This is a genomic window from Anaerosoma tenue, from assembly GCF_023161965.1.
Classification (GTDB): Bacteria; Actinomycetota; Coriobacteriia; order Anaerosomatales; family Anaerosomataceae; genus Anaerosoma; species Anaerosoma tenue.
In genome coordinates this window covers 406,157-429,152 of record NZ_JALNTY010000001.1, presented here as the reverse complement: position 1 = coordinate 429,152, position 22,996 = coordinate 406,157, and the positions used below count along the sequence as shown (strand labels likewise).

Genomic DNA, 22,996 nt, shown 5'->3' with positions numbered 1-22,996 from the left:
GCAGAGGTAGTACCTGGAAGGTAGTACCTCTGGAGGCGTCGTGGCCAAGGTGAACGTGTATATCCCTGACGAGCTGCTCGAGCAGGTGGACGCCGACGCGGAGACGCTTGGGCGCAGCAGGAGTTCGATCGTGCAGGAGGCCCTGGCGGAGTACGTTGCCGCCAGGGCCGAATGGGATCGGCGCGCCGGAGTGGAGCAGGCGATAGCGATCGCGGATCGGGTTGCGGCCCGTTGGCCACAGAGCGATCGGCTGCCAGAGGTCGGCGGGAGCGAGTTCCTGGTCGGTTTGCGCCGTGCGCCCGAGGGTGCAAGCGATGCAGAGGTCGTGAGGCGCATCATCGAGGACCGTGCGGACCGCTCAGATGGCTGATCGTCTTGTCGTGCTGGACGCCTCTGTTGGCGTGAAGTGGTTCGTGCCGGAGTCAGGGCGGGAAGAGGCGCTCGCACTCCTGAAGCGGGCGGCCGCCGGTGACGCGAAGCTTGTCGTTCCCGACCTGTTCGTGTACGAGGTCCTGCGCACAGTACATCGCAAGGCTGATGATGTGGCTGCCCGCGAAGTACTGGGGTTCTTCGAGCGGGCAGGGCTCATCACGGTGCCGCCGATCGCTCCAGTCCTGGCCGAGACGCTCCGGCAGGCCAGCGTGCTTGGCTGCGACGTGTACGACGCGTGTGCGCCGGCGATAGCATCATTGCTCGGCGTCCCTCTCTACTCTGCTGACAGACGAGCGCACGCAGCGTTTCCCGGGGTGACGCTGATCGGGTAGGCGGCGAGGGCCCCCTGCGAGGACTACGTAGTACCCGTCACCCCGGCACGGCCCACTAGTACGTCTCCAGTATCTCGGAGATGTCGCGTGGCTCCTCGGCATGCTTCCACATCGGGCGGTCGAGCTGCGGCAGCCCGTCCTGGTAGGTGAACGTCTCCTCTTCGCGATAGAACACGCCGATGGGGACCTTGCACTCGTCGGGCGCACAGGTGAGCTCGTGGAACGTCGACATCGACGTCTCGAATGCCATCGTCCTGTCTGACGGGTCGTAGCCGTCGAGTTCCTCGAGCTTGTACACGCGGTCGCGGAACCACTTGAAGGTGTTGATCTTGTTCCACGTCACGCACGGCTGGTAGACGTCCACGAGCGAGAACCCGTGGTGGTCGAGCGCCTGGCGGTAGAGCGATTTCAGGTGATCGACGTCGCCGGCGAACCCGCGCGCCACGAACGTGGCTCCCTGCGCGATCGCCACGCCCACCGGGTTCACAGGCTCCTCCACCACGCCGCCCGGCGTGCTCGGCGTCTGCATGAACTGGTCGGAGGTGGGGGACGCCTGGCCCGTCGTGAGGCCGTAGATCTGGTTGTTGTGGTAGATGGCCATCATGTCGATGTTCCGGCGGACCGAGTGGATGAAGTGGTTGCCGCCGATGCCGTAGCCGTCGCCGTCGCCCATGCTCACGATGACCTTGAGGCTCGGATTGGAGAGCGCGATGCCCGTGGCCACCGGCAGGGCGCGGCCGTGGAGGCCGTGGAAGCCCTGCGAGCGGTAGAAGTCGGCGCCGTTGCCGTGGCAGCCGATGCCCCACACCATCGCGTAGTCCTCGAAGCCCATGCCCGACTCCTCGATGACTTCCTTGAGCGCCTTCCACATCATGTGGTTGCCACATCCGGGGCACCACGTGGGCTCGAGGGCGCGCTCGATGTCCGCGACCTTAACCATTGTCGGCCACCTCCTTCAGCTTCGCGTAGACCATCTCGGGCGAGAACGGCCGCCCGTCGTAGCGGTGGAGCGTGTCGTCCACGTCCACGAGGCACTGTTCCCGCACGAGGCCCTGGAGCTGACCCGTGTAGTTGCCCTCCACGATCACCGTGCGCTTCGCCGCGCCGAGGAACTCACGCACGTCGTCGGCAGGGAACGGCCACACGGTAACCACCTGCATCGCGGCCACCTTCACGCCGTCGGGTTCGAGCCAGCGCATCGCTTCGAGCACCGGGCCCTTGGTGGTGCCGAAGAAGAGCACCGCCACGTCCGCCTCGGCCACATCCGCTCCGAACACCGCAGGTGGCGGAACGAGTTTGCGCGCCAGCTGGAGCTTGCGCATCCGCTTCTCGTTCTGGGCCGTGCGCTCGGCGGCGATCTCGCCGTTCTGGCCCCAGCCGTACTCGTCGTGCTCGTACGAGTTGATCAACTGCGTAGCGCCCTTCACGCCCGGCAGCACGCGGAGCGACACTCCGTCGTCGGCCACCTTGTAGCGCAGGTAGTCGCCGTCTTCGCCGAGGGCATCGGGGTGGTCGGCCACATCACCCTCGGCCACGAGCTTGCCGCGGTCCACCATCACCGCGTCGAGGTCGAAGTACGGCACCGACTGCCGGTTGTCCGAGAGGTAGCTGTCGCCGAGGATGATCACCGGCGTCTGCAGCTGGTCGGCGAGGTTGAACGCCTTCCAGGAGAGGTCGAAGGCGTCGGTCTGGTCACCGGGGGCGAGCACCACGCGCGGGAACTCGCCCTGGCCGGCGTGGATCACGTAGCGCAGGTCGCTCTGCTCGGTCCAGGTGGGCATCCCCGTTGCCGGTCCGGGGCGGGTGAACACGCCCACGACCACGGCGCTCTCGCTCACGCCGGCCATGCCGAACGCCTCCGTCATCAGCGCGAAGCCGCCGCCGGAGGTGGCGCACATCGAACGGGCGCCGGTGAACGCCGCGCCGGCCACCATGTTCATCGCCGCAAGCTCGTCTTCGGTGTGCTTCACCACCACGCCCGCATCGCGTTCGTGCGCGGCCATGAAGTGCAGCAGCGACGAGGCGGGCGTCATCGGGTACGCGGCGTAGAAGCCGATGCCTGCCGCGAGCGCACCCAGGCCGACGGCTTCGTTACCGTCAACGAGCACGCGGCGCGGCGCATCGGGCAGGCCCTCGACCTTCATCCAGAAGTCGCCCGCCATCTTGGAGACGTATCCATGACCAACAGTCGCCGCGGCGATGTTCTGCTCGGTGATCTCCTCGGCCTTGTGGGCGAACTGCGCGGCGATCGACTCAGCCAGCGTGTCGAGCGGGAAGTGCACCAGGCCGAGCGCGGCGCCGAGCGCCACGGTGTTGGCCATGATCGGGCCGCCGGCTTCCTTGGCGAACTTCTTGAGCGGCACCGGGACCGGGCGAATCCGGTTGCTGGGAAGCCACCCGTCGGTGGAGGTGACCTCGGGATCGAAGATCACCGCGCCGCCGTCGATGACCTCGTCGAGGTGCTTGTCGACCGTCTGGCGGTCGAAGGCGATGAGGACGTCGACGGTCTCGACGTGACTGGATATCGGCCTCGGGCTGACCCTGAGGGTGTAGGTGTTGTGACCCCCGCGGATGAGCGATGGGTACTCGGTGAGGTCGAAGACCTCGAGTCCGGCGTTCACGAACGCCCGCGCGAGCGTTTGGCCTGCGGCCTTGATGCCCAGACCTGCTGCGCCGCCGATCTTCACACGCAGCTCGCTGCCCTTCTGGGGAAGTGGCACGGGTGAGCCTCCTTCACGGTGGGTACGGGTACGCTATCCTTTGTACCCCTGGCGGACGAGGATGCATACTGCGAGGTGCGGAAGGAGGCAGTGTGAGCGGAGAGAGAACGACGACCGTGCTCGTTGGCGTGACGGGCGGCATCGCCGCGTACAAGAGCTGCGAGCTGGTGCGCGCGCTCATGAAGCGCGGCTACCGCGTCAAGGTAGTGATGACCGATGCGGCAACGCGCTTCGTCACCCCGCTCACGTTCCGCACGCTCACGAACGAGCCCGTGGCGGCGTCGTTGTGGGAGGACGACCCCTCGGCGCCGGTGCACCACATCTCCCTTGCCGAGGAAGCCGACGTGTTCGTGATCGCGCCGTGCACCGCCAACGTGATCGCCAAGATCGCGCAGGGGAGGGCCGACGACCTGCTCACCACCGCTGCGCTCGCCACGGAGGCGCCGATCGTGATGGCGCCGGCGATGAACGTGCACATGTGGCGCGACGAGGCCACGCAGGAGAACGTGGATCGGCTGCGCGACCGCGGCGTGGTGTTCGTGGAGCCGGAGAGCGGCGAGCTCGCCTGCGGTGACGTGGGCGAGGGACGTCTCGCGCCGGTGGAGGCCATCGCCGAAGCCGTGATGGCTGAGGCCGAACGGGCGCAGGACCTCGCCGGGCGGCACATCCTGGTGACGGCCGGCGGCACGCAGGAGCCGATCGACCCCGTTCGGTACATCGGCAACCGTTCGTCGGGCAAGACGGGGTTCGCCATCGCTGATGAGGCGGCACGCAGGGGCGCCCGGGTAACGTTGGTGACGGGCCCCACGCATCTGGCCGACCCCTTCGGGGTGGAGGTCGTGCGCGTGCAGACCGCGCTCCAGATGCACGCCGCCGTGATGGAGCGCGCCGAGGACGTGGATGCGGTGGTGGCCTCGGCCGCTGTTGCTGACTTCCGTCCCGCGGAGGTCGCTCGAGGCAAGATCAAGAAGACCGCCGCTCCCGAGGCTATCGCTCTCGTGCGGAATCCCGATATCCTGGCCGAGCTCGGAGCGCGCCAGGAGCGTCCCGTGCTCGTGGGCTTCGCGGCGGAGACATCGGATGTGGAGAGCAACGCCCGGCACAAGCTCGAGGCGAAGCGCTGCGATCTGGTGGTGGCCAACGACGTGAGCGACCCCGCACTCGGCTTCGGCACCGACGCTAATCGCGTCGCGTTCGTGACACGCGATGGTGTTGAGTGGCTGCCGATGCTCTCCAAGCGCGTCATCGCGCGGGAGATCGCTGATCGCCTCGCGCGCCTGCTCGGAGGCGCTGACGTCGAGTGAGCGGAACGCAACTGCACATCCACTCGGGAACGGCCTTCCTGCTAGCGCTCGCCCTGGCGGTGCTCGTGTTGCTGCACGGATGGATCACCCGTGCCCGTCGACGCACGATCATCTCCCGGCTGTTCGGCGTCTTCTATGGCGCGTGGGTGGTCTCCATGACGCTGCTGCCGTTCGAGGTGGCCCCGCCCGGCTCGGGCGTGGGGCTCGACCCCTATTGGCGCGAGTCGGTGAACCTCGTGCCGCTTCGTACCATCCGCCTCTACCTGGAGAGCGACCTGGGGCGCGTGGCGTGGGAGAACCTGCTCGGCAACCTGCTGTTGCTGGTACCGCTTGGCGCGCTGGGGCCGTGGGCGTGGCGCAAGCTCGACAGGTGGGGAAGGGTCCTCGGCACCGGCCTGTGCGTCTCGCTCGGGATCGAAGCGCTGCAGTTCTCCAAGCGGTTCATCGATGCCCTGCAGACGACCCGCTCGGTGGACATCGACGACGTCATCCTCAACACGGCCGGTGTCGCCCTCGGGTATGCGCTGTTCGTGGTGGTGCGCGCCATCGGGAGAGCGCTGCGACGTCTGCGTCGCAAGGACGGCTGATCGTCCCGCCGAGTTGTGTGCTTCCTGTGGATATGCGCTGCTCAGAGGCCCCACGCCGCCGCGTTGGCATCAGCCTTGCGTACCCGACGTGTCCGCCGTGGCTCCGAACCGGGTGTCCGCGGCGGTGACATGTCCCCGTACGCAGGAGGCGTATGAGTACCGCTAAGACGTTCGTTTCACTCGCCACCATCGCACTGGCTATCTCTCTATTCCCGTCGGCCCCGTCCGCGCATGCCGCGGTCGTGACGCCGGCAACCATCACCGCCACGGCCGACGACATCCCGGCACTCACTGCCGAGGTCACCCGTACGGCCATCGCCGACTCCCGCGCGCGCAGCTCGCTTGTCTGGCTCGGCACGCGGCTCGACTCGCTTCGGAACCGTATCCCGGAGGCGCGTTCCGCCGAGACCCGCGCGGCCATCTCCGTTGAGATCGCGGCGCTCACTGCGGAGCGTGACCTGCTCGTCGTGCAGGCACAGGCGGCATCACGCGCCGCGGAAGCTGCTCGTGACGCACTCGCAGATGCCGAGGCCGCGGAGGCCGAGCGCGTTCGCGCCGAGCGTATCGCCGAGTTCGGACTGTTCCCCGTTGCGGGTGAGAACCGGTTCGTTGACAGCTGGGGCGCACCGCGGAGCGGCGGGCGCCGGCACAAGGGCACCGACATCATGGCCGCCACAGGCACGCCGCTGGTCGCTACCCGTGATGGCGTGGTGACCTCCAAGCGGGGAGGGCTCGGCGGCCTCACGATCTGGCTCGAGGCCGACAACGGCGTGCGCTACTACTATGCGCATCTGGATTCCGTGACGGTCCCGGAGGGCCGGGTGAAGGCCGGCGACGTGATCGGCACCGTGGGCTACACGGGCAACGCCAGCCCCAGCGCGCCGCATCTCCACTTCGAGATCCACATGCCCAGCGCCGTGAACCCCTATCCGCTCCTCCTGGAGATGGCGCGGTAGCCACGGTCCACACGATCGTGCGGTTTCAGGCGTCCTGGCTGATCCACTCCGATGTCATGCTTGAAGCCGCGCCCCGCGACACGTAATATGATGCTTCGCTGCCGCAGGGCAGCATCAACGGGCTGTGGCGCAGTTTGGTAGCGCACTTGACTGGGGGTCAAGGGGTCGCAGGTTCAAATCCTGTCAGCCCGACCAGCGACACGCGGGGCACCTTCGGGTGCCCCGCTCGCGTTTGCGGGTGGCCGGATGGTTGCTACACTTACCCTTGCCCGTACACCGGCCGCGCGGCCGGGAGTCTGACCGACACACCCGGATCCGGGCAACGGATCCGGGATCGCACCCGCACCGCCCCGGAGGGCGCCGATGTACGACGACCCCAACACGAACGATAGCGATAGCGTCGCACCGGGACCGACCCCGCGTCCGAGGCGCAGCGACCGGAGCCGCCCGAGGCGTACCCAGCGTCGCGGGAACAGCGAGGCGAACACCCGGCGGTCGCGCGGGCCCGCCGCCCGTCGGGCGCCTGAGAAGACTGCATCGGAGCGCAACGAGGATGAAACACGCCCGGCGTCCACGGAGCGCCCCCGGCGCTCGTCCCGTTCCGCTGCGCGTACCTCGCGGAAGCCACGTTCGGATCGCACACCGCGCACCGCGCGGGTCCACGGCGCCCGGAGGACGCCCTCTGGACAACGTTCGGTAGGGAATGTGACCGTGCGCGTACTCGGAGGGGTGCTGGTGCTCGTCCTCGCGCTTGGCGCAGTGGGGTACGGCGTTGTGAGACATCTAATGCACGAACCAGACGCTGAAGTGGCGGTGGGCGCCGGTGAACCCGTCCACGTTGTGATCGAGGCGGGCAGCACGACCGCGGACATCGCTCGCCAGCTGGTCGACCTGGGGGTCGTCGAGAGCGTGCTGACGTTCCGATTCACCGTCAGCCAGGCGGATGCCGACGGGCGACTCCGTGCCGGTGAGTACGACCTCTTCACCGGGATGGACGACGGGGATGTGATCGACCTTATGCTCATCGGCCCGAGCGCCGACTACGTGAACGTCACCATCCCCGAAGGCTTCACCGCCGAGCAGGTGGCCGCACGCATGACCGCTCAGGCAGGCGCAGAGGCCGAGGAGATGATGCGCCTGTGCACCGAGGGTGCGCCGGAGTTCGCCGCGGAGCGCCCGTATCTCGAAGGCGCGTTCGGCGACTCCCTCGAAGGCTTCCTGTTCCCGGCGACCTACTCGATAGAGGTCGGCACGTCAGAACGCGAGATCGTGGAGATGTTGCTCGATACTTTCGAGGACCAGGCGGCCACACTGGATCTCTCGTATGCCGAGGCACACGGCCTCGACCTGGCGGACGTGGTCACGATCGCATCGATCCTCGAGCGGGAGGCGCAGCTCTCGGAGGAGTTTCCCCTGGTCTCCTCGGTCATCTACAACCGTCTCGAGCGGCCGATGCGTCTGCAGCTGTGCGCCACGGTGATGTACACGATGCCCGAGGGCACGACGTCGCTCACCAATGCCGATCTCGAGCAGGACACGCCGTACAACACCTACCTGCACGATGGCCTTCCGGCGGGACCGATCAGCAACCCCGGCCTGGCCGCCCTCGAGGCCGCTGCCGATCCCGCCGACACCGATTACCTCTACTACGTGCTCACGGGCACTGACGGCTCGCAGACCTTCACCGAGACGTACGATGAGTTCCTCGCCGCCAAGAGGCTTTCACAAGAGGTCTTCAGCGACTGACGTGGCGGGTCCACGATCGGGATGCGGCATAGGTCGAACTAGGGCATATACCGTGTGAACGTTCATGAACGGCCGGACGGATGGTCCCCGAGGTCAGGAGGAACGACTGGTGGTAGCCCAGAACGAGGATCGCCCCCAAGAGCAGGAAGTGCACCACACGGTCTACTCGGTCGCGAACCTCATCACGGTGTTGCGGCTGGTGCTGGTACCGTTCTTCTTCACCGCCCTCGTGGACGCACCGAGCGAGCGCGGTCGTCTTGTGGCGTTCGCGATCTACGCGGTAGCCGCCTCCACCGACTGGATCGACGGCCAGATCGCCCGCCGCACCAACACGGTCACGCAGTTCGGCAAGATCGTCGACCCGCTGGTGGACCGCCTTCTGCTCGCCTCGGGTGTCGTCGGCCTCTATCTGATCGACGTGCTTCCGCTGTGGATCCCGGTGCTCCTGCTCGGCCGCGACATGTACCTGCTGTACGGCGCATACGTTCTCGAGCGTCACAACGTGATCCTTCCGGTGACGCGGGCCGGCAAGTGGACGACCGCCGTGTTGCTCGCCGGCTTCTCGTCGCTCATCGCGGGCTGGCCGATGGTAGGCGGTCTCGGCTTGGTGGATACCGGTTGGTTGCCCGGGCTGGGTGAGGCGCAGGTCCCGCTCGGCATGTTCTTCGTCTACGTTGGGATCGTGCTCTCGGTCTCGGCGGCCCTGCAGTACACGCGCATCGCGATCCGTGCCCGCAAGACCGCGCTCGAGTCCCGGGAAGGCGGAGTTGCATGAAGGCTGTGGTGATGGCGGGTGGCGAGGGCACGCGTCTGCGTCCCCTCACGAGCATGCGCCCCAAACCGATGGTACCGGTCGTCAACCAGCCGGTCATGGAACACATACTCGGGCTCGTGAAACACCATGGCATCAGCGAGGTGGTCGCCACGCTGGCGTTCATGCCGCAGGTCATCGAGGACTACTTCGGCGATGGCGACGAGTGGGGCATGGACATCAGCTACGCGATCGAGGAGACGCCGCTCGGCACCGCGGGCTCGGTGAAGAACGCCGCCGAGGCGCTCACGGAGACCTTTCTCGTGATCTCGGGCGACGCGCTCACCGATATCGACCTCACCGAGGTCATCGAGTTCCACAAGGCGAAGGGCGCCGTCGTCACCATCGCGCTCAAGCGCGTGCCCGATCCGCTCGAGTTCGGCGTGGTCATCACCGACGACGATGGCAGGATCGAGCGCTTCTTAGAGAAGCCCTCGTGGGGCCAGGTGTTCAGCGACACGATCAACACCGGCATCTACGTGATGGACCCCATGGTGCTCGATTTCATCCCCGAGGGTCAGGCGTTCGACTTCTCCTCGGACCTCTTCCCGCTGCTCATGGCCGAAGGGCATCCGCTCTACGGGTGCGTGGTGGATGGCTACTGGGCCGACGTGGGGAGCCTTGAGGGGTACCGCGAGGTCCATGAAGACATACTCGACGGCAAGGCGATGATCTACATACCGGGCGCCAGGACCAAAGACGACGTGTGGGTGGGTCCGGGCGCCACCATCGATCCCACGGCCGAGATATCGCCCAAGGCGGTGATCGGCGCCAACACCACGATCCGCGCGGGGGCGAAGATCGGCCCGTACTCCGTGATCGGCGACAACTGCCTGGTGGGTTACGACGCTCAGACGGAACACTCGATCGTGTGGAACGACTCGTTCGTGGGCAAGTGGTCCCGGGTGAGCGGCGCCGTGCTGTGCCGGAGCGTGGACATCCGTGCCGGCGCACGTGTGGAGCAGGGGGCCGTGATCGGCGACGAATCCGTGGTGGGGCACGGGGCGGCGGTGGGGAACGACGTACAGGTCTACCCGTTCAAGCGCATCGACGCCGGCGCTCTCGTGAACTCCTCGCTGATCTGGGAGTCGCGGGGAGTGCGCTCGCTCTTCGGTCCCGACGGCATCGCCGGGCTCGTGAGCATCGACATCACTCCGGACCTTGGCTTGCGCGTGGCCCAGGCGTTCGGGAGCCTGCTGCCGGCGAGGTCGCACGTCGTGGTGAGCCGTGATTCGAGCGCAGCGGCACGGATGGTGAAGCGCGCGGTCGCGGCGGGTCTCAACTTCACAGGATGTCACGTGCGCGACCTGCGCGTGGCGTCACCCGCGGTCACGCGGTTCACCACGCGCGACATGCGCGTCAACGGCGGCATCCACATCTGCATCGCCGATGGCGACCCGCAGTCGATCGAGATCCACTTCTACGATGCCGAGGGCATCGACCTGTCCACGGGGCAGGAGAAGAAGGTCGAACGGCTCTACTTCCGGGGTGAGTTCCGGCGTGCGTTCTTCGACCAGGTGGGTTCGATCATGTACCCGCCCCGTGCGATCGAGTACTACACCACCGGCCTCACGACGGCGATCGACGACGCCAGCGCGTCCCGCAGGCGTTACACGGCCGTCGTGGACATGGGGCTCAGTCCGGCATCGTTCGTGCTCCCAACGGTCGCAGCCCAGTGGGGCGTGGATCTGATCGGCCTTCGTGCCTACGTCGACTCCGAGCAGACGCCCGTGGATACCGAGAGCCGCGCGGACGTCCTCAAGCGCGTGGCGCGGTCGGTGGACATGTTCCAGGCGGATGTGGGCGTGCTGATGGACTCCACGGCCGAGCGGATCACGCTCGTCACCCCGGCGGGACGCATCCTCGACCATGACACGGCGCTTCATGCCCTGGTCTGGTTGTGGGCGAACTCCGGGCTCTCGCGCAAGGACGGCGTTGGGATCGCCGTGCCGGTGACCGCATCCACCGCGGTGGAGAGGATCGCCGGAGAGGCCGGTCACTTCGTACGTCGCACCGGAACATCACGGCGGGCGCTGTCCGCCGCCGCGCTCGATCCGGCGATCGGGTTCGCCGGCTCCCGCCGCGGCGGCTTCGTGTACCCGCACTTCCTCGCAGGGTACGATGCCGTGATGTCCTTCGGCATGTTGCTCACACTGCTCGATCGCCACGGGATGGACCTGGACGACGTGGTGGCCGCGCTTCCGGAATTCTTCCTCCAGGAGACGTCGGTGTTCTGTCCTTTCGACCGCAAGGGCGTGGTGATGCGGTCGATGGCGGCGGTCTCGCGCACGAGTGAGGTCGACGTGATCGAGGGTGTGCGCATACCGCACGACGACGGCTGGGTGCTCGTGCTCCCACACGCCACGGAGGCCCAGGTGGCGGTCTACGCTGAGGGTGACTCCGCTGAGCGGGCGGCGGAGTTGCTTGAACGCTACGTGGCCGAGGTCCGCGAGACGATAGCCAACGGCTGAGTCACGTCCGGGTGACGCTCGGTCCGCGCCGCGCCCCGGCATGCTATCATCGCCTACTTGGAGTGGCCACATTCTTGCTGGTGAGGCGTCATATCACCGGTACATCGGGAGTCGTCTCCCACGGAGTGAGAGCGGACGATGAGCACGAACGGAACGCACGAGAACGATCCGACCACGCAGGGCGCAGGAGGCGGGCGGCACGCCGTCGCCAAGCGGCGGCTCGGTTGGCCCGGCTGGATGGCGCGATGGCCGAAGGGTGCGCGGATCTCGGCACTCGTCGCGGCCGTCCTTGTCGTCATCGTGGCGATCGTCGCCGGTGCGGACGTGGCCGTGTCGCTTGGCACGGTCCATCCGGGTGTGAGCGTTGGTGCCGTCGACGTGGGCGGGATGACGCAGGCGAAGGCCGCCGCTGCGATCCAGACGCACGTTGCCGATCAGACTGCGCTCCCTGTGAAGCTCGAAGTGGGCGACGACCGGTGGGAGGTCGAGGCGGCATCGATAGGCCTGTCCGTTGACGCTACCGGGCTTGCCGAGGCGGCGTACGAGGTCGGGCGCGGCGATCTGGCGCAGGCCGTGTGGGAGCGTGTGCGTGCGGTGGTCGGCGGAGTGTCGCTGCCGCTCGACCCCACCTACGACCCCACCGGCGTCCAGGCGCTCGTCAAGCGCATCAACGATTCGATCGCGCAGCCTGCGATTGACGCCAGCGTGCGGATCGAGGAGGGGACAGTGCACCGCGTCGCCCCCGAAGACGGCCTCGGCGTGGAAGAGGAGCAGACCCGCGACGCGCTCCTCGGGGCGTTCTTGTCGGACGAGCGCACCGTGTCGCTCGACCTTGTGCCCCTCGCTCCCGAGATAGACCAGGAGCGCGCCGAGGGTGCCTACGAGGCGGCCGTGGCCATGCTCTCCGGCCCGCTCGAGCTCTACTACGAAGACAAGCAGTGGACGATCCAGCCCACGATCATCGGCGACTGGGTCGACTTCCGGCGCGCCGAGGGCGCTGACGGCCCGGTCCTCGAGGCGTACCTCGCCTCGGAAGAGGTCTCCGCGACGATCCTCCCGCTCGTGGCCGAGGTGGGCAAACCCGCCAAGGACGCGAGCTTCTCGGTCTCCAATGGGGTGGTCACGATAGTCCCGGGCGAGGACGGTCTCGCGGCTGACGCCGTGGACCTTGCAGCCAAGCTCGAGACCGCTCTGGTGGGCGGACAGGAGCGGCGGGTCGAGCTCGCGATGCGCCGCGTCGAGCCCGCACTCACCACCGAAGAGGCCAAGGAACTCGGCATCAAGGAGCGGCTCGCGACCTTCACAACCGAGTACTCCGCCTCGAACAAGCCGCGCGTCAACAACATCCATACGCTCGCCGATGCGCTCGACGGCACTCTGCTGGCGCCGGGGGAGACCTTCAGCTTCAACGGCACCATCGGCGAGCGCACCGCCGCGAAGGGGTATCAGGAGGCGCCGGCCATCGTGAACGGCAAGCTCGTCCCGCAGTTGGGCGGCGGCATCTGCCAGGTGAACACGACGTTGTTCAACACCGTGTTCTTCTCGGGACTGCCGGTAGTGGAGCGTCACAACCACTCGCAGTACATCAGCCACTACCCCAAGGGCCGTGACGCCACGGTCTCCTGGGGAGGGCCGGACTTCAAGTTCAGCAACGACACCGAGCACTGGATCCTCATCGCTACCGGCTACACCAATTCGTCGGTGACGATCTCCCTGTACGGCACCGATCCCGGCTACAAGGTCACGTACGAGACCGGGCCGTTCACGAATCTCAGGAACCCCCCGGTCCGTGAGGTGGAGGACCCCGCGCTTCCCGAGGGGACGCGTGTGATAGACGAACGTGGTGTCTCGGGGCGCACGATCGTGGTGACCCGTGTCGTCACCAAGAACGGCGCGGAGATCCGACGTGATACCTTCAAGTCGGTCTACCGTGCCACCGAGGAGGTCGTGCGCGTGGGCACCAAGCCCGTCGCCGCGCCGTCGACGCCGGCGACATCCACGCCGTGACGGAGTAGCGCGGGAGTACGCGAGATGAGAGGGGTAGCGGGTGTTCCAGCCTGAGTACGAGTCCATGGACCGCGCGCGGCTCGAGGCGGTGCAGCTCGAGCGGCTGAACGGACTTCTGGCTCGCGTGTACGAGAACGTACCCACCTACCGGCGGAAGTTCGATGAGGCTGGTGTAGCGCCGCGGGTGGTATCGCTCGAGGAGTTCGCTTCGTTCCCCTTCACCGTGAAGGACGACCTCAGAGCCGCGTATCCCTACGGGATGTTCGCGGTACCCATGCGTGACATCGTGCGGCTCCACTCGTCATCGGGCACCACAGGGCAGGTCACGGTCGTCGGCTACACCGCCGGCGATATCGACATCTGGGCCGACCTGATGGCGCGCACCATCGCCGCGGCTGGCGGCACCTCGGACGACATCGTGCAGAACGCCTACGGGTACGGCCTGTTCACCGGCGGGCTTGGGGTCCACTACGGCGCCGAGCGACTGGGTTGCGCCACGATCCCGATCTCGGGCGGCAACACCAAGCGCCAGGTCCAGGTGATGAAGGACTTCGGCACCACGATCCTGGCATGCACGCCGAGCTACGCCCTGTTGATCGCGGAGACGGCTCGCGATATGGGGATCGACCCCGTTGCCCTGCCGCTGAAGGCGGGCATCTTCGGCGCAGAGCCCTGGAGCGAGAACACACGCGTGGAGATAGAGCGCCAGCTCGGCATCACCGCCATCGACATCTACGGACTCTCCGAGGTGCTCGGCCCCGGTGTCGCCGCCGAGTGCCAGTGCAAGTGCGGGCTCCACGTGAACGAGGACCACTTCATCATCGAGATCGTGGATACCGAGACACTGCAGCCGGTGCCTGATGGCGACCGCGGAGAGGTCGTTTTCACGACGCTCACCAAGCAGGGTATCCCGGTCGTTCGATACCGCACGCGCGACATCTCGCGGATCGTGCCGGGCCGCTGCGAGTGCGGGCGGACGTTCAGGCGTCTCGAGCGCGTCACAGGCCGCTCCGATGACATGCTCATCATCCGCGGCGTGAACGTGTTCCCGAGCCAGATCGAGCAGGTGCTCCTCGGGATCCCCGGTGTCGCGCCGTACTACCAGGTAGTCCTCTCGCGCAGGGGCAGCATGGACCACGTGGAGGTGCACGTGGAGGTGGGTCCGGAGGTCAGCTTCGACGAGATCAAGACGCTCGAGCGGCTGCGGGCCCGCGTATCCGCAGAGATCGCCTCGGCGCTTGCGGTCAACATCGCCGTCAAGCTGGTCGAGCCCAAGTCGATCCAGCGCTCGGAAGGCAAGGCCAAACGCGTCCTAGACCTGCGGGGAGAGGGGAGTGAGTGACCGATGGTCAAGCAGCTGACGGTATTCCTGGAGAACAGCCCCGGCCGGCTCGCGCGCCTCACCCGCTCGCTGGGGGATGCGGGCGTGAACATGCGCGCGCTCATGGTGGCAGACACTGCCGAGTTCGGCGTGGTGCGCATCATCTGTGACCGGCCCGAAGATGCGAAGAGCGCTCTTGAGGAGTCGGGCTTCAGCGTGAGCGTCACCGACGTGATCGCGGTGGCGGTGCCCGACCGGCCGGGCGGCCTCGCGGACATCCTCGAGGTGCTCGGCTCCGAAGGCATGAACGTCGAGTACGCCTACTGCTTCGTAGAGCCGGGCGGGGAGGCGGCGGTCGACGTGTTCAGGGTCGAGCGGGTCGCCGACGCCATGCGTGTGCTCGAGGAAGCGGGTATCAGGGTCCTCCGGGCCGACGAGGTCTGAGGGACAAGGATCAGCCGTCCACCCGATCATCGGTGGAGCGGCGCCCGGTGACCCGCGTGCCCGGCATGGGCGTGGTGGACGCCGGGTCACCTTCAGGGGGTGCGAGCGCTTCAGCTATCGCGCCAAGAGCCTCGTCGTCCCGGCCGCATGACAGGACGTTCACCGTGACCATCTCGCTCGCGCTTCCAAGGGTATGCGCCACGCCCTTGTGGAGCCGCCCGGCTGCCGCCATGGCTCCCTCGGCGGGAGTGGAGGGAAGGAGCACCAGAAACCGGCCGTTGCCGCGGTAGGCGACGTCGTCCACGAGCCGGACGTCGTTGCGGATCTCGGAGGCCACCTGACGCATCAGGGTACGGGAGCGCTTCGGTTTGAGCGCCGACCACACGGCAGGCGTGAGCGCCAGTTCCACGACCGAGTACGGGGTCTCATACCGCGCCCACTGACCGAGAGCCGAGGCGATGGCCCGGCTTGCGTAGGCCGCGTTGTAGACGCCGGTCTCCGCATCGACAAGGGAACCGCGTTCCGCCTTTGCCAGCAGGTACTTGATCCTCCCGCTGATCTCTCCGCCGGCAAGGCCTACCAGGGTGTAGGCGAGGACGCGTGAGACGATCATCGTCATCATGTCCGCCGAAAGCCCCTCGACCTCGAGTGTGGTGAACCGCATGCCCACGTAGATGGCGGTGGCTACCAGCGCGGACACGAACCCGCCGCTCCGGCCCCAGTGCAGGGCGCCGGCCAGCACAAGTATCAAGAGCAACTGGGCCACGACCTCCGTGGGGATCGTGGATGCCGTGGTCGGCACGAACGCGCTCGCCACGATCGCCGCACTGCCCAGCAGGAAGGCGAGGATCTCGAAGCGGGAGTACTTCACGCGCACCTCCTCAGGTGGGTCACCAGCGCACGCGCGCCGGGTCGCTACGGATGGTTCGGGCAGTAGACGTCGTTGTGTTCGGGCACGTACTCGAGCGGAGTGCCGTCGAGCGGACATGCGGATATCGCGTCGAAGTTGCGCACGTGGTCGCGCAGGTCCTCGAGATCGTCGATGTCCTCGGCCTCGATGGTGGTCCGGGCCTCGGCCGCTGCCGATTCCAGGACCCGTTGGTTGGCGCGGCACGCGGCGCCCGCCGCGGCGCGGGTTGATGGCACGTACACGGCGATGGCTACTGCGGCGAGTATGCCGATGATGAGCACGATCACCATCATCTCGATGATAGTGAAGCCGGCGTCCCCCGAAGTGCGTCTGTGCGGTAGCTTCACGATCCCCCCGAACCGGTCGACCTGGTCGTATCGGACTCTGTGCCGAAGAGCCCCACGGGGCATTCTAGACCATGATGCGGCCCCTACGCGTAATCCTATCGTCACGTGCCATACATCACTTGAACCCGTACAATCGGAGCGTCGTGTCCCCGGCTGCGTAAGAGAGGCGTGTCGCATGCGCTATACCCGTGTCCGTGCCGGTGTCGCAGCGCTATGCGCCGCGGCGCTCCTGACGATCTACACGGGCACCGGGAGTCTCGCTCACGGGTGGTCGGCGGAAGACGAGACCGTCGGCTACACAACGATCGCCCAGGATCCCACACTGAGCGCGGTGGCGCCCGAGGTGGCGATGCCCTCAGGCATCCTGCGCACGATGGATGGACGCACGCTGTGGAGCCGCGACCCGGACGCTCAGCGTGCCATGGCTTCGACCACCAAGATCATGACCGCTCTCGTGGTCCTCGAACATGCTGAGATGAGCGACGTGGTCACCGTCTCGCGTGACGCGGCGGGAGTGGGCGAGGCTGAGATCGACCTGCGGCCCGGACAAGAGATCACCGTCGGGATGCTGCTCGAGGGGATGCTGGTCCGCTCAGGGAACGACGCGGCGATCGCGTTGGCCGAGCACGTGGGCGGCAGCCTCGACGGGTTCGCGGTCATGATGAACCAGAAGGCGGCAGACCTCGGGCTGAGCCATTCGTCGTTCGCCAACCCCCATGGGCTCGACGAGCCCGGGCACTACTCCTCGGCGCAAGACCTCGCCACGCTCTCCACGCTGGCCATGTCCGACCCCCGGTTCGCCGAGATGGTCTCGCAGCCGTCGGTGATGGTGGACGACGGGCAGGGCGGTGCGAAGCGTTACGAGAGCTCGAACAAGCTTCTGGGTACGTACGAGGGCGCGAACGGTGTGAAGACCGGTTGGACGAACAAGGCAGGGTACTGCCTTGTCGCCTCGGCACAGCGCAACGACATCGGGCTGGTAGCCGTCGTGCTCGGCACGGACTCCGAGGACGAGCGGTTCGACGAGGCGCGCGTCCTGCTCGACTGGGGTTACGAGCATTACCGGCCCATCGAGGTCGCCACCGCCGAGACCACGGCCGCACTTGTGCCGGTCACCGACTACCTCGATCGGACGGTTCCCGCGGTGGTGGGGGAGAGCGTGACGGTACCCGTGTTCGACCTGGACGGCGAGATCTCGGCGAGCGCTGACGTGGTCCACGAGGTGGAGGCGCCGGTCTTGGCGGGGCAGCGTCTGGGAACGCTCACCGTGAGACAGGGTGAGCGGCTGCTCGCCCAGGTACCGATCGTGGCCGTGCGGGACGTTGCCGCCCCCGATACATGGGAGCGGATCGAGATCTGGTTCACGCGGATATGGCGGAGCGTGTTCGGCGGGCAGTTGCAGGCGCCCGCCGTGCCGCTCGTATGAGAGGAGTGCCGATGACCGAGGCAGGACGGATGACCCCGCTGTACACGGAGCATGTCGCGCTTGGCGCGCGGATGGTCGACTTCGCTGGGTGGCAGATGCCGGTCCAGTACGCAGGGATCATCGAGGAGCACAACGCCGTGCGTTCCGCAGTGGGGATCTTCGACGTCTCCCACATGGGAGAGTTCCGCGTGTTCGGGTTCGACGCCAGGGAGTCGTTGCAGCGCATCATCACCAACGATCTCGATCGGATATCGACGCTCGGCAGCGCGCTGTACACCGTGATGTGCGACGAGGACGGCGGCATCATCGACGACCTCATCGTCTATCACACCGGCGATCTCGAGTACCTGATCGTGGCGAACGCCGCGAACCGGCAGACCGACTGGGACTGGATCACGGCCCATCTGCCCGAAACGGTGGAGATCGCTGACGAGAGCGATCGCACGGCCCTGATAGCCGTGCAGGGCCCCGGTGCACTCGCGGTCATCGGAGAGCTCGCGGGCGAGGGATGGACCCCGCCGGACCGCTTCGAGATCGGCGAGGCCACACTCGATTCGGTGCCCGTGTTGGTCGCCCGTACCGGCTACACGGGCGAGGACGGCGTCGAGGTGTTCTGTCATGCGTCGCAGGCGGCCGCGATCTGGCGCACGCTGCTGAGCTTCCCCGAGGTGACGCCGTGCGGGCTTGGGGCGCGGGACACCCTGCGGCTCGAGATGGGATACCCGTTGTACGGAAGCGACATGGATCGCGGCGTCGATCCGGTATCGGCCGGTCTCGGGTGGGTGGCCCCGAAGGCCAAGAGTGGCTACATCGGCGCCGAGGCGATAGCACGCGTGCGAGCGGAAGGTCCGGAGCGCAAGCTCGTCGGGCTCGCCGTCTCCGAGGGCGTGCCACGACACGGCTATCCCGTGTTGCATGGGGGTGAGGAGGTGGGTAAGGTGGCAAGCGGCACGTTCTCGCCGACCCTCGGGCACGGGATCGCCACCGCGTACGTCCCAGTGGCGCTCGCGGATCCGGGCACCGGCCTCGAGGTCGGGATCCGGCGCAAGGTTGCATCGGCGGTCGTCACCAAACCGCCGTTCGTGAAGACGACATCGCTTTCGGCCCTGAAGTCGTAGGCGAGAACAGGGAAGGAGTTCCATAGATGTATCCCAAGGAGCTGAAGTACGACCGCGAGCATGAGTGGGTCCGTCTTGAGGGCGACGTCGCCACGATCGGCATCTCCGACTTCGCGCAGGACCAGCTCGGCGAGGTCGTCTACGTGGACCTTCCCTCCGTCGGGGAAGCGGTCAGCACCGGCGAGTCGTTCGGCGAGGTGGAGTCGGTCAAGTCGGTCTCCGAGCTGTTCTCTCCGATCAGCGGCGAGATCGTCGAGGTCAACGAGGCGCTTGAGGACGCTCCTGAGACCGTCAACGAAGACTGCTACAACGCGGGCTGGATGATCAAGGTCAAGGTGGAGGACGCAGCCGAGGTCGAGGCGTTGATGGACGCCGACGACTACGAGGCCTACATCGCCGAGGAAGCGTGACGCATGCGCTTCATCCCTGTGACCTGCGGCGAGCAGGACGAGATGCTGGGCAGCGTAGGCGCACCATCGATCGACGGACTCTATGAGGACATCCCCGCAGGGGCGCGCCTGACGCGCCCCCTGGATCTTCCCGGCGCCATGGGCGAGATCGAGTTGGCGGCGCACATCGAGAAACTCGCCGCCGCGAACGAAGATGGCAGCCGCGTGGTGTCGTTCCTCGGCGGCGGGTGCTACGACCATTACGTTCCCGCGATCGTGGACTCCGTGGTGAGCAAGCCGGCGTTCTTCACCGCTTACACGCCGTACCAGCCCGAGGTGAGCCAGGGTACGCTGCAGGCGATCTACGAGTACCAATCGATGATCTGCCAGCTCACCGGCATGGAGGTGAGCAACGCGTCCATGTACGACGGGGCCACCGCTCTTGCGGAGGCCGCTCTGATGGCGGCGCGTGTCACCAAGCGGCACAGGGTCGTGGTGTCGGCCACCGTGCATCCTGAGTGGCGCGAGACGTTGGCGACGTATGTGGAGTCGGGGACCCTCGATATCGTGGAGGTCGCGGCCAAAGACGGCGTGTCGGATGGTGCGGCGATAGCCGCTGCGCTCGATGACGCCACTGCCGCCCTCCTCGTCGCCTCGCCGTCCTTCTACGGCACGCTGGAGGACCTCCGCTCTCTTGGAGAAGCCGCCCATGAGGTGGGCGCGCTGTTCGTGGTAGCCACCGATCCAGTGCTGCTCGGCGTACTCGAGCCACCGGCATCGTACGGCGCTGACATCGTGGTGGGCGAGGGGCAGTCCCTCGGGAACGCCATGTCCTTCGGCGGGCCGGGTCTCGGCGTGTTCGCGTGCCGGAAGGCTCACATACGGCAGATGCCGGGCCGCGTGGTCGGGCGCACGACCGACGTGGACGGCCGCACCGGCTTCGTGCTCACGTTCTCGACCCGCGAGCAGCACATCCGCCGGGAGAAGGCCACCTCCAACATCTGCTCCAACCACTCGCTCAACGCGCTCGCGGCGGGGGTCTATCTCGCCGCTATGGGGTCCGACGGGCTTGCGGGCATCGGCCGTGCGAGCGTGGCCAAGGCGCACTATCTCGAAGACGCGCTTGTGGCTACAGGCCGGTTCGAGCGCGTCTTCGGCGCGCCGTTCGCTGCCGAGTTCACCTTGCGCTACCGGGATGATGTAGCGGCGATGCAGGCGCGTCTGCACGAGTCGGGCTACCTGGCCGGGCTCGACCTTGGCAGGTTCTCGGCCGACGACGCCGGACTGGTCCTGTTCGCGGTGACTGAACGGCATACGCGCGCGGTCCTCGATCGGTTCGTGGAGGAGGTGAGCGCGCTATGAGCGACACCGATCGCATCGATGCACGGACCGCGAAGGCGGGTACCAGAGAGCCGCTCACCGGTACGCTGATCTTCGAGCGGGGAGCCGAGGAGTCGCGCTGTGTCGAACCACCGGTGCTCGACGTGCCCTCGGTCGATCTGGAGGACGTCCTCGGCGGACACGCAAGAGCGATGGCACCCGCGTTGCCGCATGTGACCGAGGTGGAGCTCGCCCGCCACTACGAGCATCTTGCGAGCGCCAACTTCGGCGTGGACAGCGGATTCTATCCGCTCGGCAGTTGCACCATGAAGTACAACCCGAAGGTAGACGAGTGGGCGTGCCGCCTGCCCGGCTTCGCGAGGATCCATCCGTATCAGCCCGAGGAGACCGTGCAGGGCGCGCTCGAGCTCATGTGGGGGCTGCAGGAGGCGCTCGCGGAGGTCGCTGGCCTGCCGGCGGTCTCGCTGCAGCCGGCGGCCGGCGCGCACGGGGAGCTCACCGGGCTGTTGACCATCCGTGCCTATCACACCGCCAACGGCGATCCGAGGCGCCGGGTGCTCGTGCCCGATTCCGCGCACGGCACCAACCCGGCCACCGTCGCCATGTGCGGCTACGAGGTCGTGCAGGTGCCGAGCGACGAGCGGGGCGGCGTGGATGTGGCCGCGCTCAAGCGACTGCTCGACACCGACGTTGCCGCGCTGATGCTCACCAACCCCAACACGCTGGGCCTGTTCGACGAGAACATCCTCGAGATCACCTCTGCGGTGCACGAGGTGGGTGCTCTGGCGTATTGCGACGGCGCGAACCTCAACGCGATCATGGGCTGGTCGCGGCCGGGGGATATGGGCTTCGACGCATTGCACATCAACCTTCACAAGACCTTCGCGACGCCGCACGGCGGGGGCGGTCCGGGGGCAGGGCCCGTGGCGGTGAGCGAGGCGCTCGCGTCGTATCTGCCGGGGCCGGTGGTGGCTCAGCGTGACGGTGGCTTCGCGTTCGCCTATCCCGAGCGGTCGATCGGCCGCGTACGGTCGTACGCGGGGAACTTCGGCGTGCTCGTGAGGGCGTACACGTACATCCGCGCTGTGGGTGGCGACGGCCTGCGGGACATCTCGGGCCAGGCGGTGCTCTCGGCGAACTACCTGAAGACGCTGTTGGCGGATGCATGGCCCGTGACCTACGACCGCACATGCATGCACGAGTTCGTGATGTCGGGCGGCCCGCTGCGCAAGTCCACCGGTGTCCGCACCCTGGATGTCGCGAAGCGGCTGCTCGACTACGGCATCCATCCGCCCACGGTGTACTTCCCGTTGATCGTGGACGAGGCGATGATGGTGGAGCCCACAGAGACGGAGAGCAAGGGGACGCTCGAGCGGTTCGCAGCGGTGTTGCGCCGCATCGCCGAGGAGGCTGCCGAGGATCCCGGATTGCTGCATGGCGCGCCGTACTCGACGCCGGTGCGCAGGCTCGATGAGGCGGCTGCGGTCAAGAACGCCGATGTCGCGTGGTCGCCGGGAGATGGCTCCGGGCGATGACCCGGTCGGGTGGCCGCTGGCGGTTGATCGTGGACGGGGCTGCCGGCGGCGCGTGGAACATGGCGGTCGATCGCGCGATGCTCGTCGCGCATGCCGCCGCTGAGGCCCCGCCGACGCTCCGGCTGTACCGGTGGACTCCACCTGCGGTCTCGCTCGGACGGTTCCAGAGCGCGGACGATGTGGACCTGCCGTACTGTGCCGCCGAGGGTCTCGAGATCTGTCGGCGCCCCACCGGCGGCCGGGGCGTGCTGCACGACGATGAGCTCACGTACTCGATCGTGGCGGGTGTGGCCGATGGCCTCCCGCGGGGAGTCAGGCGCAGCTACGCGGTGCTGTGCGAGGCTTTGGCCGAGGCGTACCGCGCGCTTGGCGTGGACGCCTCGCTCACGGCGCGGGATCGCGGCGAACGCGGGTCGGGCGCGTGCTATCTGCACGCCACGTCTGCCGACCTGTCGCTCGGGGCGGCGAAGCTCTCGGGGAGCGCCCAGGTCTGGAGCGGCGACAGCTGCCTGCAGCACGGATCGTTCGTGGTAGACCGCGACGTGACCCGCGAAGCCCGCGTCTTCATGCTTAACGATGAGCACACCCGCGCGCTGGAACGTTCCACCGCCACCATCGCGGCGGTGATCGGGCGACGCCCCTCATGGGACGAGGTCACATCGGCGGTGGCCGAGGCCGTCGGTCGGGTCTTCTCGGTCGAGCTCGAACCCGCGACGCTGAGCGGGGACGAACTCGAGATGGCCGGGCGCATGCGTCAGGACCACGTGGTGCGCTCCACCCTGACCTGACCCTCGGGACA

At 67.3% G+C, this 22,996-nt stretch carries 21 protein-coding genes and 1 tRNA gene; 18 read left to right on the top strand and 4 right to left on the bottom strand.

The annotated features are described in order from the left end of the window. The first annotated feature begins 40 nt into the window (after positions 1-40). The gene (locus MSB02_RS02125; protein ID WP_267193564.1) at positions 41-370 is read left to right on the top strand and encodes a CopG family ribbon-helix-helix protein; all 330 of its coding nucleotides are present in this window, start codon (positions 41-43) and stop codon (positions 368-370) included. Then, complete coding sequence (locus MSB02_RS02120; RefSeq protein WP_267193563.1) at positions 363-764, top strand: type II toxin-antitoxin system VapC family toxin; 402 nt, start codon at positions 363-365, stop codon at positions 762-764. The genes MSB02_RS02125 and MSB02_RS02120 overlap by 8 nt, the downstream gene beginning before the upstream one ends. 55 nt (positions 765-819) lie before the next feature. Here MSB02_RS02120 and MSB02_RS02115 read toward each other — a convergent pair whose 3' ends face one another. Next, entirely contained in the window at positions 820-1,704 is an 885-nt protein-coding gene (locus MSB02_RS02115; RefSeq protein WP_267193562.1) for a thiamine pyrophosphate-dependent enzyme, read from the bottom strand. Then, positions 1,697-3,484, bottom strand: a complete 1,788-nt coding sequence (locus MSB02_RS02110) for a 2-oxoacid:acceptor oxidoreductase subunit alpha (RefSeq protein ID WP_267193561.1) — start codon at positions 3,482-3,484, stop codon at positions 1,697-1,699. The genes MSB02_RS02115 and MSB02_RS02110 overlap by 8 nt, the downstream gene beginning before the upstream one ends. A gap of 92 nt (positions 3,485-3,576) precedes the next feature. Here MSB02_RS02110 and coaBC point away from each other — a divergent pair, with 92 nt between their 5' ends. From coaBC to MSB02_RS02060, 10 genes are all read left to right on the top strand, one after another. Continuing rightward, complete coding sequence (gene coaBC, locus MSB02_RS02105) at positions 3,577-4,788, top strand: bifunctional phosphopantothenoylcysteine decarboxylase/phosphopantothenate--cysteine ligase CoaBC (protein WP_267193560.1); 1,212 nt, start codon at positions 3,577-3,579, stop codon at positions 4,786-4,788. Further along, positions 4,785-5,375: a VanZ family protein gene (locus tag MSB02_RS02100; protein ID WP_267193559.1), complete on the top strand. Its 591-nt coding sequence runs from the start codon at positions 4,785-4,787 to the stop codon at positions 5,373-5,375. Before coaBC ends, MSB02_RS02100 begins: the two co-directional genes overlap by 4 nt. 152 nt (positions 5,376-5,527) lie before the next feature. After that, positions 5,528-6,331 carry a M23 family metallopeptidase gene (locus MSB02_RS02095; RefSeq protein WP_267193558.1) on the top strand — a complete coding sequence of 268 codons (804 nt, stop codon included), beginning with the start codon at positions 5,528-5,530 and terminating at the stop codon, positions 6,329-6,331. Between the two features lie 118 nt (positions 6,332-6,449). Continuing rightward, positions 6,450-6,526 (top strand) — tRNA-Pro (locus MSB02_RS02090). A 516-nt stretch (positions 6,527-7,042) separates the two neighbouring features. Continuing rightward, positions 7,043-8,077, top strand: coding sequence for an endolytic transglycosylase MltG (gene mltG / locus MSB02_RS02085; RefSeq protein ID WP_267193557.1), 1,035 nt, complete (start codon positions 7,043-7,045; stop codon positions 8,075-8,077). A 109-nt stretch (positions 8,078-8,186) separates the two neighbouring features. After that, positions 8,187-8,852 carry a CDP-alcohol phosphatidyltransferase family protein gene (locus MSB02_RS02080; protein ID WP_267193556.1) on the top strand — a complete coding sequence of 222 codons (666 nt, stop codon included), beginning with the start codon at positions 8,187-8,189 and terminating at the stop codon, positions 8,850-8,852. Then, positions 8,849-11,359 (top strand): sugar phosphate nucleotidyltransferase, encoded by a 2,511-nt coding sequence (locus tag MSB02_RS02075; RefSeq protein ID WP_267193555.1) that lies wholly within the window; start codon positions 8,849-8,851, stop codon positions 11,357-11,359. Before MSB02_RS02080 ends, MSB02_RS02075 begins: the two co-directional genes overlap by 4 nt. A gap of 138 nt (positions 11,360-11,497) precedes the next feature. Beyond that, positions 11,498-13,366, top strand: coding sequence for a VanW family protein (locus MSB02_RS02070; protein ID WP_267193554.1), 1,869 nt, complete (start codon positions 11,498-11,500; stop codon positions 13,364-13,366). 40 nt (positions 13,367-13,406) lie between these two features. Further along, the gene (locus tag MSB02_RS02065; RefSeq protein ID WP_267193553.1) at positions 13,407-14,708 is read left to right on the top strand and encodes a phenylacetate--CoA ligase family protein; all 1,302 of its coding nucleotides are present in this window, start codon (positions 13,407-13,409) and stop codon (positions 14,706-14,708) included. Positions 14,709-14,711: 3 nt separating this feature from the next. Then, positions 14,712-15,131, top strand: coding sequence for an ACT domain-containing protein (locus MSB02_RS02060; RefSeq protein ID WP_267193552.1), 420 nt, complete (start codon positions 14,712-14,714; stop codon positions 15,129-15,131). Positions 15,132-15,141: 10 nt separating this feature from the next. On the opposite strand, the gene MSB02_RS02055 is transcribed toward MSB02_RS02060, so the two are convergent. Together MSB02_RS02055 and MSB02_RS02050 are read right to left on the bottom strand one after the other, a co-directional pair. Continuing rightward, a complete protein-coding gene (locus MSB02_RS02055; RefSeq protein ID WP_267193551.1) occupies positions 15,142-16,002 on the bottom strand; it encodes a GGDEF domain-containing protein in 861 nt (286 codons plus the stop codon). A gap of 44 nt (positions 16,003-16,046) precedes the next feature. After that, a complete protein-coding gene (locus tag MSB02_RS02050) occupies positions 16,047-16,388 on the bottom strand; it encodes a type II secretion system protein (protein WP_267193550.1) in 342 nt (113 codons plus the stop codon). Positions 16,389-16,563: 175 nt separating this feature from the next. Here MSB02_RS02050 and MSB02_RS02045 point away from each other — a divergent pair, with 175 nt between their 5' ends. The 6 genes from MSB02_RS02045 to MSB02_RS02020 are packed head-to-tail and all read left to right on the top strand — an operon-like array spanning position 16,564 to position 22,985. Then, positions 16,564-17,814: a D-alanyl-D-alanine carboxypeptidase family protein gene (locus MSB02_RS02045; RefSeq protein ID WP_267193549.1), complete on the top strand. Its 1,251-nt coding sequence runs from the start codon at positions 16,564-16,566 to the stop codon at positions 17,812-17,814. 11 nt (positions 17,815-17,825) lie between these two features. Beyond that, positions 17,826-18,932: a glycine cleavage system aminomethyltransferase GcvT gene (gene gcvT, locus MSB02_RS02040; RefSeq protein ID WP_267193548.1), complete on the top strand. Its 1,107-nt coding sequence runs from the start codon at positions 17,826-17,828 to the stop codon at positions 18,930-18,932. A gap of 26 nt (positions 18,933-18,958) precedes the next feature. Next, on the top strand, positions 18,959-19,342 hold the full coding sequence (gcvH, locus tag MSB02_RS02035) for a glycine cleavage system protein GcvH (RefSeq protein ID WP_267193547.1): 384 nt from the start codon (positions 18,959-18,961) through the stop codon (positions 19,340-19,342). A gap of 3 nt (positions 19,343-19,345) precedes the next feature. Beyond that, positions 19,346-20,683 (top strand): aminomethyl-transferring glycine dehydrogenase subunit GcvPA, encoded by a 1,338-nt coding sequence (gene gcvPA / locus MSB02_RS02030; RefSeq protein ID WP_267193546.1) that lies wholly within the window; start codon positions 19,346-19,348, stop codon positions 20,681-20,683. Then, on the top strand, positions 20,680-22,197 hold the full coding sequence (gcvPB, locus tag MSB02_RS02025) for an aminomethyl-transferring glycine dehydrogenase subunit GcvPB (RefSeq protein WP_267193545.1): 1,518 nt from the start codon (positions 20,680-20,682) through the stop codon (positions 22,195-22,197). Before gcvPA ends, gcvPB begins: the two co-directional genes overlap by 4 nt. Then, a complete protein-coding gene (locus MSB02_RS02020; RefSeq protein WP_267193544.1) occupies positions 22,194-22,985 on the top strand; it encodes a lipoate--protein ligase family protein in 792 nt (263 codons plus the stop codon). The genes gcvPB and MSB02_RS02020 overlap by 4 nt, the downstream gene beginning before the upstream one ends. Positions 22,986-22,996: the final 11 nt, after the last annotated feature.

Bases quoted from the DNA above. Each gene is read 5' to 3' on its own strand.
- MSB02_RS02120 (WP_267193563.1), top strand. From the start codon at position 363: ATGGCTGATCGTCTTGTCGTGCTGGACGCCTCTGTTGGCGTGAAGTGG.
- MSB02_RS02115 (WP_267193562.1), bottom strand. From the start codon at position 1,704: ATGGTTAAGGTCGCGGACATCGAGCGCGCCCTCGAGCCCACGTGGTGC.
- MSB02_RS02095 (WP_267193558.1), top strand. From the start codon at position 5,528: ATGAGTACCGCTAAGACGTTCGTTTCACTCGCCACCATCGCACTGGCT.
- MSB02_RS02075 (WP_267193555.1), top strand. From the start codon at position 8,849: ATGAAGGCTGTGGTGATGGCGGGTGGCGAGGGCACGCGTCTGCGTCCC.
- MSB02_RS02070 (WP_267193554.1), top strand. From the start codon at position 11,498: ATGAGCACGAACGGAACGCACGAGAACGATCCGACCACGCAGGGCGCA.
- MSB02_RS02060 (WP_267193552.1), top strand. From the start codon at position 14,712: ATGGTCAAGCAGCTGACGGTATTCCTGGAGAACAGCCCCGGCCGGCTC.
- MSB02_RS02045 (WP_267193549.1), top strand. From the start codon at position 16,564: ATGCGCTATACCCGTGTCCGTGCCGGTGTCGCAGCGCTATGCGCCGCG.
- gcvT (WP_267193548.1), top strand. From the start codon at position 17,826: ATGACCGAGGCAGGACGGATGACCCCGCTGTACACGGAGCATGTCGCG.
- gcvH (WP_267193547.1), top strand. From the start codon at position 18,959: ATGTATCCCAAGGAGCTGAAGTACGACCGCGAGCATGAGTGGGTCCGT.
- gcvPA (WP_267193546.1), top strand. From the start codon at position 19,346: ATGCGCTTCATCCCTGTGACCTGCGGCGAGCAGGACGAGATGCTGGGC.
- gcvPB (WP_267193545.1), top strand. From the start codon at position 20,680: ATGAGCGACACCGATCGCATCGATGCACGGACCGCGAAGGCGGGTACC.
- MSB02_RS02020 (WP_267193544.1), top strand. From the start codon at position 22,194: ATGACCCGGTCGGGTGGCCGCTGGCGGTTGATCGTGGACGGGGCTGCC.